Origin of the sequence: Kribbella antiqua, assembly GCF_004345665.1 — a bacterium.
GTDB classification, from domain to species: domain Bacteria; phylum Actinomycetota; class Actinomycetes; order Propionibacteriales; family Kribbellaceae; genus Kribbella; species Kribbella antiqua.
On the sequence record NZ_SLWR01000001.1, the window covers coordinates 849,474 to 862,750 of the forward strand.

Here is a 13,277-nt window from a genome sequence, read left to right on the forward strand (position 1 = left end):
TAGGACGGCCCACCGACAATCTCGGGGCGGCCGGGGTGCCGTGGGAGAATCGGCGGGTGCAGATCGGGATGCTTGGGTCATTCGAAGTTCGTACGGCCGACGGCATCGTGGCCGACGTGCCGGGCGCCCGGCTGCGCGCACTGCTGATCGCCCTGGCCCTCGAACCAGGCCGCATCGTCTCGAAGGCGACGCTGATCGACTGGATCTGGGGTGAGAACCCGCCGGCCGACGCGGCGAATGCCCTGCAGCGCTTGGCTTCCCGGCTGCGGAAGGCGCTGCCCGGAGGGTTGATCGAGGGTCTGACGGGCGGCTACCGGCTGACGGTGAGCACCGACGACGTCGACGCACTGCGCTTCGAGCGCCTGCTCGCGAAGGCCCGCCAGGAGGAGGGGTCCGGGCGGCTCCGGCTGTTGCGCGAAGCTCTCGGGTTGTGGCGCGGCGCGGCGATGCAGGACGTCGGGTTGGAGGACAGCGAAGCGTTCGACTCGGCGGTGACGCGGCTCGAAGGGCTGCGCCTGACGGCGATGGAGGATCGGTTCGAGGCAGAGGTCAGCCTTGGCCACAGCGCGGACGTGGTCGCCGAACTGAACGACGCGGTGACCGCGCATCCGCTGCGTGAGCCGCTGGTGGCCGCGCTGATGCGAGCCCTGGTGGCAGCGGGCCGCGGCTCCGAAGCCCTGCTCGTCTACGAGCGCACGAGAGAGGCCCTGGCCGACGCGCTGGGTGTCGACCCCTCGCCGGAGTTGTCGGCCCTGCACGTCGCGCTGCTGCGAGGCGAGTTGGGGCAGCGGGACGAGAACCGGAAGACCAACGTGCGTGCCGAGCTCACGAGTTTCGTCGGCCGGGACGCTGATGTCGCCGTGGTCCGCGAGCTGATCGCGGAGCATCGGCTGACCACCCTGGTCGGGCCGGGCGGCTCGGGCAAGACCAGGCTGGCCACGGAAACCGCGCGTACGCTCCTCGGCGACCTGCCGGACGGGGTGTGGTTGGTGGAGCTCGCCGCCATCGGCGCCGACGGTGATGTCGCACAGGCAACGCTCACCGGGCTCGGGCTGCGGGATGCGCTGCTCGGGGCGGGACCGAGCGCTGACCTGACGGACGGGCTCGTTGCCGCGATCCGCGAGCGGGAGGCGCTACTGATCCTCGACAACTGTGAGCACGTGATCGAGGCCGCGGCGAAGTTCGCCGATCGAGTGCTCGGAGAGTGCCGGCGGCTGCGGATCCTGGCAACGAGTCGGGAACCGCTCGGCATCACCGGTGAGGCATTGTGGCTGGTCGAGCCGCTGGCCCTGCCGGCGGACGCCAGCCCCGACGAGATCGCATCGTCTCCAGCCGTCCGGTTGCTGCGGGACCGGGCGGGTGCGGTGCGCAGGGATCTCGGGTCCGGGGACCTGACCTTGTCGACGATGGCCCGCGTGTGCCGGGCGCTGGACGGGATGCCACTGGCGATCGAACTGGCCGCGGCCAGGTTGCGCACGATGTCCATCGATCAACTGGCCAACCGGCTCGATGACCGGTTCCGCCTACTGACCAGCGGAAGCCGTACGGCGTTACCGCGGCACAAGACGCTGCGCGCGATGGTCGACTGGAGCTGGGAGTTGCTCAGCGACGCCGAGCGGACAGTGCTGCGCAGGCTGTCGGTGTTCTCGGGCGGGGCCAGCCTGGAGGCGGCCGAGCGGATCTGCGTCGATGCCGAGGTCCAGCCGGACGACGTACTCGAATTGCTCACCTCACTGGCCGAGAAGTCGCTGCTGGTTGCCGAGGGCAATGATGCTCCGCGCTACCGGATGCTCGGCACGATCAAGGAGTACGCCGCCCAGCGGCTGGCGGAGGCGGGTGAGTCGGAGCAGGCCCGCCAAGCGCATCTCGCCTACTTCACCGATCTCGCCGAGACGGCGGAACCGCATCTTCGCCGCGCCGAGCAACTGGAATGGCTCGCCGTCCTCGAGGCCGACCGTGACAACATCGGCGCCGCGATGCGCGGGGCGATCGCTGCCGGTGAGGCGCAGGCTGCGATGCGGCTTGCGGCAGGCGCCGGCTGGTACTGGTGGCTCGGCGGGCGCCGATCCGAAGGCATCGAGCTTATGATCGCGGCCACCAACATCCCCGGCGAGGTGACCGACGACGTCCGCGCGATGACGTACGCGCTGGTGGTGCTCTTCGTGACGTCTGGGCACGGCGGGGAACACCAGGGCGTGGATTGGATCCACAAGGCGTATCAGTTCAACCAGCAAAGTGAGCACCGCAACCCGTTGCTGGATTTGGTCACCCCGCTGGAACGCATGCTGGACGCTCCGGAGGCCGTCGTACCCGCGTTCGAGGCGTTGCTGGACAGCGAAGACCCCTGGGTGCGCGCCCTGGCGCGGTGGCAGGCCGGCAAGATGCGGCTCATGCTCGGCCAGGGCGTCCGCGAGGCAGAGGCCAAGATGGAGCAGGCGCTCGCCGAGTTCCGGGCGCTCGGCGAGCGGTTCGGGATTTCGATCGCCCTGTCCGAGCTGGCGGAGCAGCTCGCCAAGCGCGGCGAATTCGCCGGTGCGTGCGATCTCTATGATCAGGCGGTCGCGGTCATCACAGAGGTCGGTGCCACCGAGGATGTCATCCGGTGCCGGACCCGCCAGGCCCTGATCTATTGGCTGAACGGCGATCAGAACGCTAGCGCCGCCGCCATCGCCGAGGCCGAGCATTGTGCCGAAGAGGTCACCTGGCCCTATGCGCTGGTCGAGCTGGCGCAAGCCAAGGTGGCACTCGCACGGTGGGGCGGCAAGGCCGAAGAGGCCCGCCACCAACTCGACGTCGCGACCACGCTGCTCGGCGACGAGGCCGAGTTGCCACATGTCCGCGCGATACTTCGCGACATACTCGGCTATCTTGCGGACGATCTCAGTGACGCCCGTGCCCATCGCGTTGCGGCCTGGCAGGCTGCGTCCGAGGCGGGACAGGCTCTCCTGATCGCCCAGATCATCGTCGGCGTCGCGGACTTGGCGGTTCGCCTCGACCAGTACGAACAAGCGGCTCGGCTGCTCGCCGCCAGCGTCGCCGTACGTGGACAAATGGATCGATCCTTGCCGGATGCGGCCAGGATCGAGCAGGCGGCACGGCATCACCTCGGCGAAGAACGGTTCGCCGAGGTGACGCAGGAGGGTGAACAGACGAGCTGGGCTCAGCTGGTCGAAGCCACGCTCGCTTCCTGAATGCTGATGTCGCCGGAGCCCTTGATATCGGCGGGTCCGGAGATGTGGCGGATGGCGACCTCACCGGCGGAGACGTTCGCGTCCAGGGACTCGATCCGATCCAGCTCGACCCGGCCCGATGCCAGGTGCAGCTCGCACTCGCCGTATGAACCGTCAGCGCGGACATCCGAGTGCGCGAGGTACGCGACCAGGCTGGAGCCGGTGGGCAGGTCGATCGTGATGGCGACCGAACCGTGCTTGGCGCCGGCGACGGTCGTCTTGACCGATAGCTGCCCGCCGGCGAAGGCGACCTTGGTCTTGCTGGCCACCTTGACGTCCGACCGGCTCGCCGCGTTGACGGGCTCGACCAGCACCACGGTGTCGGTCCGGTCGCTCGCGATGAGCCGGACCCGAGCGCCGGCGACCTGCACGGTGGCCGCGATCGGCCCTGGCGTTGCGAACGTAGGCATGACAACTCCCCCTTCGATCTGTTGGTCAGGCCCGCTTCTTGAAGGTCGAGAGCGACCACACATAGCCGACCACGGCGATCCCGACGCACCAGACGACGGCCTGGATCGCGCTGCTCGTGGACGTGTCACCGGGCAGCAGCAGCCCGCGCAAGGTTTCGATGATCGGAGTGAAGGGCTGGTACTGCGCGAATTGCCGTACACCGGCCGCCATCGTGTCGGCCGGCACGATCGCACTGCTCAGGAACGGCAGCATGATCAGCGGTACGCAGGCCATCCCCGCCGATTCCGGAGTCTTCGCGAACAGTCCCAGGGCGACCGTGATCCAGGCGGTCGCGAGACTGACCAGCACCAGGAGACCGATCGCACCGAGCCATTCGGGGAAACTCGCCGTCGGCCGGAATCCCGCCGCGAACGCCACCGCGATGATGGCCGCGATCGCGATCAGGGTGCGGAGGACGGTCTCGGCGACATGGGCGTTCAGGACGGCACTGCGGGAGATGTCCATCACCTTGAACCGGTTGATGATCCCCTTCGTCATGTCGGAGTTCACCGCCGTCGCGGTCGCGCTCAACCCGTAGCAGATCGCCATGATGATCATGCCCGGCGTCGCGTAGTCGATGTACTTGACGCCGACATCGAACGCGCCACCGATCACGAAGACGAACATCAGCAGCAGCACGATCGGGAACAGGACCGCGTTGAACACGGTGATCGGGTTCCGGACCGTGTGCTTGAAGTTGCGACGCAGCATCGTCGTCGAGTCGCTCATTATGCTTCCACCTTCGTGCTGGTACGGCCGGTCAGGGCAAGGAAGACGTCATCGAGGTCCGGGGTGTGCACCGAGAACTCGTCGACGTCAATCGAATGGGCATCGAGCTGGTCCAGCAAGGAGCGCACCGATTTCGCCCCACCATCGCTGGGAACGTGCAGGATCAGGTCGTCCTCGGCGTCCCGCGTGGCGTCGGGCAGGACCCGCAACGCGGCATCGAACTCGGCGACCTCGGTGAAGCGGAACCGGACATGACTGCCGGGGATCTGCCGCTTGAGCTCTGCGGGAGTGCCCTCGGCGACCAGCTTCCCCTGGTCGAGCACCGCGATCTTGTCCGCGAGCCGGTCGGCTTCGTCCAGGTACTGCGTGGTCAGGAAGATGGTGGTGCCCTCGGCCACCAGTTGGCGGATGATGTCCCACATCGTGCGGCGGCTGCGCGGGTCCAATCCCGTCGTCGGCTCGTCCAGGAAGATGATCTTGGGCTTGCCGACCAGGGTCATCGCCAGGTCCAGCTTGCGGCGCATACCACCGGAGTACGTCGTCGACAGCTTCTGCGCCGACTCCGTCAGGTCGAACTGCTCCAGCAAGTCCCCGATGATCCGCCTGCTCTGGCCGGAGTCCAGGCCCTTGAGGTCTGCCATCAACTGGAGGTTCTCCTGGCCGGTCAGCAGCTCGTCCACCGCGGCGAACTGGCCGGTGACGCCGATCGCCGCGCGTACGGCCTTGGTCTCGGTCGCCACATCGTGGCCGGCGACGCGGATCGTGCCGGCGTCGGCCTTCATCAACGTGGTCAGCACGTTGACCGTCGTCGTCTTGCCCGCACCGTTCGGTCCGAGCAGCGAGAAGACCGTGCCCGCGGCGACCTCGAGATCGAGGCCGTCGAGGACGACCTTGTCCTTGTATGCCTTCCGCAGCCCGGAAGCCGTGATCGCTGAACTAGTCATGCGATGAGCTTCGGCGCCCGCCCCGCCACCCACCTGACACGCCGCTGACACGGCGGCTGACATGCTGACAGACGTCAGCTGACGAACACAGCGGTGGGTTTCGCGACCGGGCCGTGGGGCTCGTAGAGGGCCAGGAAGGTGCCGGTCGGGTCGAACATCGCGGTCTGCCCAGCCGCCAGTTTGAGGCCGGACAGTGGGCGGCCGGTCCGGATGGCCGCGGCTTGGTCGGCGTCGGCGTCGTACCGCGGGAAGGTGTCCGCGGCGACCTCGGCGATCGGGAGCCAGGCGAAGTCCGACGCCAGCGACTCCAAGCTGTGCGCGACCGACAGGTCGAAGGCGCCGACGCGCGTACGGCGAAGTGCGGTGAGGTGACCGCCCACGCCCAGTTCAGCGCCCAGGTCGCGAGCCAGCGCACGGATGTACGTCCCGCTGGAGCAGTCGACCGACACGTCGACGTCGATCCAGTCGGCCGACGACCGTACGTCGAGGATGTCGTACCGCGAGACCGTCACCGCGCGGGCCTTCAGCGCGACCTCCTCGCCGGCCCGGACGCGTTCGTACGCGCGCCGTCCGTCGACCTTGATCGCGGACACCTTAGACGGCACCTGCGAGATCTCGCCCCGGAAACCCGCCACCGAGGCCTCGATGGCCTCGGCGGTGACACCCTCGACCGGCGCCGTGGACACGACCGATCCTTCGGCGTCGTCCGTGGTCGTCGTCGCGCCGAGCCGGATCGTCGCGTCGTACGACTTGTCGGCGAGCTGGAGGTGGCCCAGCAGCCGGGTCGCGCGATTGAGCCCTACCACCAGGACCCCCGTGGCCATCGGGTCGAGGGTGCCGGCGTGGCCGACCTTGCGGGTGCCGGCCAGCCGGCGGATCCGGGCCACGACGGTGTGCGAGGTCATCCCCGCCGGCTTGTCGACGACCACGATGCCGTCGGACGACGAGGTGAAGTCGGTACCGGTCACTCGGCCGGCTCGTCCTCGTCGTCGGGCTTGTGCTTGTACGGGTCCGCGTCACCGGCCGGCTTGGCGCCCGCAGCGGCCTTGGCCACCTCGGCGTCGGCCGTCCGGGCCTTGGCCAGCAGGTCCTCGATGTGACCGGCGCTCTCCGGTACGGCGTCCAGGAAGAACGCCACGCTCGGCGAATGCCGGAGGCCGAGTGCCTTGCCGACCTCGCTACGGATCAGCCCGCGGGCCGACTCGAGCGCGGCCGCCGTCGAGGCGCGTGCCTGCTCGTCGCCGTACACCGTGTAGAAGACGCTGGCCTCGCGCAGGTCGCCGGTCAGCCGGGCGTCGGTCACGGTGACGAAGCCGAGCCGCGGGTCCTTCACCCGGCGCTCGAGCAATTCGGCCACGAGTACCTGGATCCGGTCGGCCAACTGCTTCGCCCTTGCTTCACCCATCAGGGCTCACTCCCTCATTCATGAGTAACGTCCGGAGAGACGACGCGCCTCTCCGGACGTTACTCCGGTGCCCGGAAGCTCCGGGCACCGACTGCTGTCAGTTCCGCGGCTTCTCGCGCAGCTCGAACGCCTCGACGACGTCACCGATCTTGATGTCGTTGTAGCCCTGGATCGTCAGACCGCACTCGAAGCCCTCGCGGACCTCGGACGCGTCGTCCTTGAACCTCTTCAGCGACGACAGCTCGGTGTTGTCGACCACCACCGCGCCGTCCCGGATCAACCGGACCTTGGCGTTGCGGCGGAGCAGGCCACTGGTCACCCAGCAACCGGCGATGTTGCCCACCTTCGAGGAGCGGAAGATCTCCCGGATCTCCGCCTGGCCCAGAGTGGCCTCCTCGTAGATCGGCTTGAGCATGCCCTTCAGGGCGGCCTCGATGTCGTCGATCGCCGAGTAGATGACCGAGTAGTACCGGACATCCACGCCTTCGCGCTCGGCCAGGTCCCCGGCCTTGCCGGCCGGCCGCACGTTGAAGCCGATGATGACGGCGTTCGACGCGATGGCCAGGTTGACGTCGTTCTCGTTGATCGCACCCACACCGCGGTCGATGACGCGGAGGTTGACCTCGTCGCCGACCTCGATCCGGACCAGCGCGTCTTCCAGCGCCTCGACCGAACCGGACACGTCGCCCTTGAGGATGAGCAGCAGCTCCTGGGTCTCGCCCTTCTCCATCGAGGCCATGAAGTCCTCGAGGGTCCGGCGCGCCCGCCGCTTGGCGTTGGCCGCCGCACGAGCGCGGGCTTCCCGCTTCTCCGCGATCTGCCGCGCCATCCGGTCGTCGTCGACGACCAGGAACTTGTCACCCGCACCTGGTACGGCGGTCAGACCGAGGACCAGCACCGGACGCGACGGGGTCGCCTCGTCCACCGGGTCGCCGTGCTCGTCGAGCATGGCCCGGACCCGGCCGTACGCCGGACCGGCCACCATCGAGTCGCCGACCCGCAGCGTGCCGCGCTGCACCAGCACGGTCGCCACCGGGCCACGGCCCTTGTCCAGGTTGGCCTCGATCGCGATGCCCTGGGCCGGCATGTTCGGGTTGGCCCGCAGGTCCAGCGCCGCGTCCGCGGTCAGGACCACGCTTTCGAGCAGCCCGTCGATGTTGATCCGGGACTTCGCCGAGACGTCGACGAACATGGTGTCGCCGCCGTACTCCTCGGGCACCAGGCCGTACTCGGTCAGCTGACCGCGCACCTTGGATGGGTCCGCGCTCGGTACGTCGATCTTGTTCACCGCGACCACGATCGGGACGTTCGCCGCCCGGGCGTGGTTCAGCGCCTCGATCGTCTGCGGCATCACGCCGTCGTCGGCCGCGACCACCAGGATGACGATGTCGGTGGCCTGCGCACCACGGGCACGCATGGCGGTGAACGCCTCGTGACCCGGGGTGTCGACGAAGGTGATGGCCCGCTGCTCGCCGTCGACCTCGGTGGTCACCTGGTACGCACCGATGTGCTGGGTGATGCCACCGGCCTCCTTGGCGACCACGTTCGCCGACCGGACCGCGTCCAGCAGCTTCGTCTTACCGTGGTCGACGTGACCCATCACGGTCACCACCGGCGGCCGCTTGACCAGATCGTCGTCGTCGCCCTCGTCGGAGCCGAAGTCGATGTCGAACGACTGCAGCAGTTCGCGGTCCTCGTCCTCCGGGGACACGATCTGGACGTCGTACTCCAGCTCCGTGCCGAGCAGCTGCAGGGTCTCCTCGTTGACCGACTGGGTCGCGGTCACCATCTCACCGAGGTGGAACAGCACCTGCACCAGCGACGCGGGGTCGGCGCCGACCTTCTCGGCGAAGTCCGTCAGGGACGCGCCACGGGCCAGCTTCACGACCTCGCCGTTGCCGTGCCGGACCCGCACACCGCCGACGGTCGGAGCCTGCATGTTGTCGAATTCCTGGCGCTTCGCCCGCTTCGACTTGCGGCCACGGCGAGCCGGACCACCCGGACGCCCGAAGGCACCCTGAGTGCCACCCCGGCCGCGGTTGCCCGGACCCGGACGGCCACCGCCGCCACCGGGCGGGCCGCTCGGGCCGCCGCCGCCACCCGGACGGAAGCCGCCACCGCCGCCACCGCCACCGGCGCGCGCACCGGCGCCCGGTCCACCCGGACCGCCGCCGGGACGGCCGCGGCCACCGCCGCCACCACCCCCGCCGCCGCCAGGACCGGACGGACGACCAGTGAACGTACCGGCCGAGGACTTCGGCATCATCGCCGGGTTGGGCCGCGGCGCACCGGGCACACCCGACGGACGCGGACGGTCGCTACCGCGGCCGTCGCCACTGCGGGACTGCGGCGGACGCGGAGGCATCCCCGCCGGGCTGGCGCCCTGCGGGCCACCCTGACCGCCGCCCTGGCCCGGGCGAGAGCCACCGCGCTGCATGCCCTGGGTCGAGCTGAACGGGTTGTTCCCCGGACGCGGCGCACCCGGACGCGGCGCACCACCCTGCCCGCCCGGACGCGGCGCACCACTCGGACGCGGTGCACCCGGACGCGGCGCACCACCCGGACGCGGGGTCGCACCCTGCCCGCCGGGACGAGGGCCGGAGCCCTGGCCACCCGGACGCGGCGCCGGACGGGCCGGCGACTCAGCGGCAGGACGCTGCTGAGACGGAGCGGCCGGAGTGGCCGGCTGAGCCGGAGTCCGGTCGGCAGCCGGCGCCTCGGGCGCGGCCTTGGCAGCCGGAGCCTCGAACGACGGCGTGGCCGCGGGGGCCTCGGCCGGAGCGGCCGGTGCGGTCTCTTGACGCGGACCTGGCTTCGGGCCAGGCCGCGGACCCGGCTTGACCGGGGACGGTGTCGCCTTCACTGGTGCCGGTGCTGCCTTCTCCTGAACCGTGGGCTCGGCGGCCACCGGAGCCGGGGTCGCCTCAGCGGCCGGAGCGGGGCGCTCGGCCGGGGCCGCGGGCGCGGCCTTCTTGGCCGGCTCGGCAGGCGCGACCGGAGCGGTCGCCTGCGGCGCGGCAGACGTGCTGGCGGCGGCCTTCTTGGCCGCGCGCTTCTTCGGCGGGTTCTTCTCGAACTCTTCCGCCAACCTGCGGACTACTGGTGCCTCGATCGTCGAGGATGCCGATCGGACGAATTCGCCCATGTCGTTCAGTCTGGTCAGAACGACCTTGCTGGTAACTCCGAGCTCCTTCGCGAGCTCGTAGACCCGGACCTTTGCCACTACTCTCCCTCTGGTCCGAGCCTGGGCGCGGACCGTTAGTTGACGTACGTGCTCATCGCATTGCACTCATCGGTAGACACTCATCGAGTGGTCATGAGTCGATGACCCGCCTTCATGTCGTCGCGACGGTCCCGCTAGACCGCTGCGGGCGGCCGGGTGGCCGCCTTGGTTACTTCAGTTGCATTGCCATTCTTGTTGCACTGCCCGACATAATCCCGCACGGCCGACGCGTCCAGCGGCCCGGGGACCCGGAAGGCCCGCGGGAACGCCTTGCGCCGTACGGCGAGGTCGAAACACTCGGCCACCGGGTGCAGATGCGCCCCGCGGCCAGGCGCCCGATGAGCGGGATCCGGGAGGACAAGCCCTCCGGAAACCGTCATCCGCAGCAGGTCAGCCGGACCGGACCGCTTCCGGCACCCGATGCAGGTGCGCTCCCTGGGCTTCCCAGGGCGCGCTTCCACCGTCACTGTCACGTGATCCTTTGGGTGTGGTTGCGACTCAGTCGACCGACCGAGAGATCAGTCTACCTTCTTGCCATCAGCAGTCACATCGGTATCCGGCCGGATGTCGATCCGCCAGCCCGTCAGCCGGGCCGCGAGGCGGGCGTTCTGCCCTTCCTTGCCGATCGCCAGCGACAGCTGGTAGTCCGGTACGACGACCCGTGCGGCGCGCGCGGCGGCGTCGACGACTTCCACCGATGTAACCTGCGCCGGCGACAGCGCATTCCCGACGAAGGTGGCCGGGTCGTCGCTGTGGTCGATGATGTCGATCTTCTCGCCGTGCAACTCGTGCATGATGTTGCGCACCCGCTGGCCCATCGGCCCGATGCAGGCACCCTTGCCGTTCACCGACGGGTTCAGCGTCCGTACGGCGATCTTGGTCCGGTGGCCGGCCTCCCGGGCGATCGCGGTGATCTCGACGGTGCCGTCGGCGATCTCGGGCACCTCGAGGGCGAACAGCTTCTTGACCAGGTTCGGGTGGGTCCGGCTGACCGTGATCTGCGGGCCCTTGAAGCCCTTCCGGACGCCGACCACGTAGACCCGCAGCCGGGAGCCGTGCTCGTACTTCTCCCCCGGCACCTGCTCCGGGGCCGGCAGCACGGCCTCGATCTTGCCCAGGTCGACCATCACCGAGCGCGGGTCGCGGCCCTGCTGGATGACGCCGGAGACGATGTCGCCCTCCTTGCCGGAGAACTCGCCGTACCGGACCTCGTCCTCGGCGTCGCGCAGCCGCTGCAGGATGATCTGCTTGGCCGTGGTGGCCGCGATCCGGCCGAAGTCGTGCGGGGTGTCGTCGTACTCGCGGGCGAGCGTGCCGTCCTCGTTGAACTCGCGCGCGTACACGGTGACGTGCCCGGTCTTGCGGTCCAGCTCGGCGCGGGCGTGCTGCTGGGCGCCCTCGGTCCGGTGGTAGGCCACGAGCAGCGCCTGCTCGATCGCCTCGACGACCACGTCGAGGGAGATGTCCTTCTCCCGCTCCAGCGACCGCAGCACGGCCATGTCGATGTCCATCTCAGTTCTCCTCCACCGTGCCGTCAGCGGCCGGTCCTTCGTCGTTGCCGGCAGCCCGGTTGAATTCGATCTGGACCTTGGCCTTGGCCACGTCGGCGTACGCGACCGTCTGCGGCTTGCCGTCCACGTCCAGCTCGGCCGCCTCCTCGGAGGCGGACTTGATCCGGCCGGTCACCTTCCCGCCCGCGGTCAGGGTGACCGCGACCAGCCGGCTGACGTTGCGGCGCCAGTGCCGGGGCAGGGTGAGCGGCCGGTCGACGCCCGGGCTGGAGACCTCCAGCGTGTAGGCGCCGTCACCCATGATGTCGTCGGCATCGAGTGCCTTGGAGATGGCCCGGGTGACCTCGGCGACGTCGTCCAGGCTGATGCCGCCGTCCCGGTCGACCAGGACGCGCAGCAATCGTCGGCGGCCGGCCGGTGCGATGTCCGCGGCCTCCAGGTCGCAGCCGAACTGCTCGACGATCGGCCGCAGGAAGTTCTCGAGGCTCGTGGTGTCCGTGTGGTCAGTCCTTCGGCTCACAGGTTGACCTGCCTCTCTCTCCAGTTGTGCACCCGTTCCACCGCCCGGCAGTCCGACCGAGGGCAGTAGCCCACCATATCCGGCCCACGACCTTGCCCATGTCACCGCCTCGTCCCAGGCCAGTCACCGGCTCGTCACCGGACCGGTCACCCCGCTCTCACTTGTCTCCCGGGTATCGTTCCGCCGTGCCGAACGAACCCCTCCGCCTGTCGCGCCGTATAGCCCTGCTGACCGCGGGGGCGGTCGCGCTGGCCGGTTGCGACGACCACCCGAACAGTTCTGGTACGCCGGGCTCCTCCAACGCCACGGCGGGTCAGCCGGCCGAGGAGACGCCCAGCACGGACCCGGTGATCGTCGCGGCACTGAGCTCAGCGGCCACCCTGGTGACTCAATTGTCCCTCCGCTACACCAGCACCGGTCAGAAGTTCCCGGCCCTGCGGACCCAGCTCGCGGCCGGGCTGAAGTACCACGCCAGCCACCTGGCCAAGCTCAAGGAGACCGCCGGTGTGACACCGGCCGCCGGCGGCAAGCTGCCTGCCCTTCCGGCAACCTCGGCCGCCGCGCTGGCCGACCTGGCGAAGCGGGAGAAGGCAGCGGCGACCGCGCACGCCGCCGCGGCAGCGAAGGTGTCCGGTCCGGCCGCCCGCCTGCTCGCGATGATCGCCGCGTCCGAAACCCAGCTGGCCACGACGCTCACCCCGAAGAAGAAAGCAGCCGCCCAATGAGCCAGGTCGAAGCACTGCAGGCCGCGCTCGCCGGTGAGCACGCGGCGATGTACGGCGTCGGGGTCGCCGGCGGCAAGCTCCGCGGCGCCCGCTTCAGCGCGGCCACGAACCTCTACGACCAGCACCGCCGGAGCCGGGACCGCCTGAGCAACCTCCTGGTCGCCGCCGGCGAGACCCCGGTCGCGGCCGAAGCGGCGTACGACCTCCCCCAGGCGGTCACGAACGCGGCGACCGCCACCGCTCTCATCCTGCTGATCGAGAAGCGGATCGCTCCCGTGTACGGCGATCTCGTCGAGGCGGCCGAGGACACGGCGATCCGGACCTTCGCGATCGACAGCCTGCTGGCCGCGTCGAGCGCTCAGCTGGCCTGGGGCGGCGCTCCGGCCGCGTTCCCCGGCGACGCCTGAGCGTAGTCATTCGATCACAATAGTGATCGACAACGAATGACTTTCTGTCCAGTTATGGCCGTGACACTAAATCGTCGCGTATTCCCCTTTACTCGCTGCGTTACCTTCCCTATATTTTTCGGTCACGGAGACT

Annotated in this window: 12 protein-coding genes; 3 read left to right on the forward strand and 9 right to left on the reverse strand. The window is 69.5% G+C overall.

Going from position 1 to position 13,277, the window contains the following annotated elements; translation table 11 throughout:
* Positions 1-68: 68 nt before the first annotated feature.
* Positions 69-3,191, forward strand: a complete 3,123-nt coding sequence (locus EV646_RS04125) for an AfsR/SARP family transcriptional regulator (RefSeq protein WP_241995262.1) — start codon at positions 69-71, stop codon at positions 3,189-3,191.
* Here the strand turns inward: EV646_RS04125 and EV646_RS04130 are convergent.
* From EV646_RS04130 to rimP, 9 genes are all read right to left on the reverse strand, one after another.
* The gene (locus EV646_RS04130) at positions 3,161-3,640 is read right to left on the reverse strand and encodes a hypothetical protein (RefSeq protein ID WP_199236772.1); all 480 of its coding nucleotides are present in this window, start codon (positions 3,638-3,640) and stop codon (positions 3,161-3,163) included. The two genes, EV646_RS04125 and EV646_RS04130, sit on opposite strands and share 31 nt — an antisense overlap.
* Positions 3,641-3,665: 25 nt before the next feature.
* On the reverse strand, positions 3,666-4,409 hold the full coding sequence (locus EV646_RS04135) for an ABC transporter permease (RefSeq protein WP_132143976.1): 744 nt from the start codon (positions 4,407-4,409) through the stop codon (positions 3,666-3,668).
* The gene (locus EV646_RS04140) at positions 4,409-5,353 is read right to left on the reverse strand and encodes an ATP-binding cassette domain-containing protein (RefSeq protein ID WP_132143978.1); all 945 of its coding nucleotides are present in this window, start codon (positions 5,351-5,353) and stop codon (positions 4,409-4,411) included. Before EV646_RS04140 ends, EV646_RS04135 begins: the two co-directional genes overlap by 1 nt.
* A 74-nt stretch (positions 5,354-5,427) precedes the next feature.
* Complete coding sequence (truB, locus tag EV646_RS04145; RefSeq protein ID WP_132143980.1) at positions 5,428-6,321, reverse strand: tRNA pseudouridine(55) synthase TruB; 894 nt, start codon at positions 6,319-6,321, stop codon at positions 5,428-5,430.
* Complete coding sequence (gene rbfA / locus EV646_RS04150) at positions 6,318-6,758, reverse strand: 30S ribosome-binding factor RbfA (RefSeq protein ID WP_199236773.1); 441 nt, start codon at positions 6,756-6,758, stop codon at positions 6,318-6,320. The genes truB and rbfA overlap by 4 nt, the downstream gene beginning before the upstream one ends.
* Before the next feature lie 97 nt (positions 6,759-6,855).
* Complete coding sequence (infB, locus tag EV646_RS04155; RefSeq protein ID WP_132143984.1) at positions 6,856-9,981, reverse strand: translation initiation factor IF-2; 3,126 nt, start codon at positions 9,979-9,981, stop codon at positions 6,856-6,858.
* A 134-nt stretch (positions 9,982-10,115) separates the two neighbouring features.
* Complete coding sequence (locus EV646_RS04160) at positions 10,116-10,454, reverse strand: DUF448 domain-containing protein (protein WP_132143986.1); 339 nt, start codon at positions 10,452-10,454, stop codon at positions 10,116-10,118.
* 45 nt (positions 10,455-10,499) lie between these two features.
* Positions 10,500-11,492, reverse strand: coding sequence for a transcription termination factor NusA (gene nusA, locus EV646_RS04165; protein ID WP_132143988.1), 993 nt, complete (start codon positions 11,490-11,492; stop codon positions 10,500-10,502).
* 1 nt (position 11,493) lies between these two features.
* Entirely contained in the window at positions 11,494-12,012 is a 519-nt protein-coding gene (rimP, locus tag EV646_RS04170) for a ribosome maturation factor RimP (protein WP_132143990.1), read from the reverse strand.
* Positions 12,013-12,197: 185 nt separating this feature from the next.
* Here rimP and EV646_RS04175 point away from each other — a divergent pair, with 185 nt between their 5' ends.
* Positions 12,198-12,737, forward strand: coding sequence for a cell division protein FtsK (locus EV646_RS04175; RefSeq protein WP_132143992.1), 540 nt, complete (start codon positions 12,198-12,200; stop codon positions 12,735-12,737).
* A complete protein-coding gene (locus EV646_RS04180) occupies positions 12,734-13,144 on the forward strand; it encodes a ferritin-like domain-containing protein (RefSeq protein WP_132143994.1) in 411 nt (136 codons plus the stop codon). The genes EV646_RS04175 and EV646_RS04180 overlap by 4 nt, the downstream gene beginning before the upstream one ends.
* Positions 13,145-13,277: the final 133 nt, after the last annotated feature.